The sequence below is a fragment of the Sphingomonas sp. S6 genome (assembly GCF_043498045.1).
GTDB lineage: Bacteria > Pseudomonadota > Alphaproteobacteria > Sphingomonadales > Sphingomonadaceae > Sphingomonas.
Window position 1 is genome coordinate 1 of the sequence record NZ_JBIEOE010000047.1, and the last position, 1,425, is coordinate 1,425.

Here is a 1,425-nt window from a genome sequence, read left to right on the forward strand (position 1 = left end):
GGTAGCGTCCGCGGTCGTGGTGTAATTTCCCGGTGTAGATGACGGTGTATGCCGGGGTGGGGCCGAGGCCCCACCCCGGCGTCGGCGTCTCGGTGGCCACCGGGCTCATCGGTTAAGGTGGAAGTGTCGAGCTTCACCAACACCCGAGGAGTTTTTCCCGATGACCGACGACAGACTACCGCTTGCCGAACTGATGGCGAAGACCGGAGACGGCGATTTTCTGCGCAGCGTCGCCGAGAGCGTGTTGCAGATCATCATGGAGGCCGACGTCGACGGCCTCATCGGCGCCGGTCGCCACGAGCGCTCCGGCGAGCGCAGCACCTGGCGCAATGGCTACCGCGACCGCACCCTGGATACGCGACTGGGCACGCTCAACCTGAAGATCCCCAAGCTGCGCACCGGCGCCTATTTCCCCGGCTTCCTCGAACCCCGCAAGACGGTGGAGAAGGCGCTGGTCAGCGTCATCCAGGAGGCCTGGATCGCCGGCGTCAGCACGCGGCGCGTCGATGATCTGGTGCAGGCGATGGGGATGAGTGGCATCTCGAAGTCGAGCGTGTCGAAACTGTGCAAGGACATCGACGAGCGGGTGAACGCCTTCCTGAAGCGCCCGCTCGCCGGCGAGTGGCCGTATCTCTGGCTGGACGCGACCTACCTCAAGGTGCGCGAGGGCGGCCGCATCGTCAGCGTGGCAGCCATAATCGCCGTCGCCGTCACCACCGAAGGCAAGCGCGAGATCGTCGGCCTGCACATCGGCCCCAGCGAGGCCGAGCCGTTCTGGTCGACCTTCCTGCGCGACCTCGTCCGGCGCGGCCTGAAGGGTGTGAAGCTGGTCATCTCCGATGCGCATGAGGGCTTGAAGGCCGCCATCACCCGCGTCGTCGGCGCCACCTGGCAGCGTTGCCGCGTCCACTTCATGCGCAACGCGCTGGCTCATGTGCCCAAGGGCCAGAACACCATGGTGGCTGCCGCCATCCGGCAGGTCTTCCTCCAGCCCGATCATGCCGCAGCCACCCAGACCTGGCGTCACGTCGCCGACCAGCTGCGCGCCCGCTGGCCGAAACTCGGCGCCTGCATGGACAACGCCGAGCACGACGTGCTCGCCTACATGACCTTCCCCGAACAGCATCGCACGAAGTTGCACTCCACCAACCCATTGGAACGGCTGAACAAGGAGGTGAAGCGCCGCGCCGACGTGGTCGGCATCTTCCCCAACGAGGATAGCATCACCCGCCTCATCGGCGCCGTGCTCCTCGAGCAGAACGACGAATACCAGCTCCAGAACCGCTACATGCAGATCGAAGGCATGACCGCTCTCGCCACACCACAGATCGAGGAGGTACCGCCCCTACAGATTACACCCAAGGCCGCCTGAACGATGCGGCCCGGTGGCACACCTGAAATTACACCACGTTGACGGACACGACC

1 protein-coding gene is annotated in these 1,425 nt (G+C 65.4%); it reads left to right on the plus strand.

Annotated elements, in window-relative coordinates; translation table 11 throughout:
* The first annotated feature begins 160 nt into the window (after positions 1 to 160).
* On the plus strand, positions 161 to 1,372 hold the full coding sequence (locus ACGVWT_RS19160; RefSeq protein ID WP_062127151.1) for an IS256 family transposase: 1,212 nt from the start codon (positions 161 to 163) through the stop codon (positions 1,370 to 1,372).
* Positions 1,373 to 1,425: the final 53 nt, after the last annotated feature.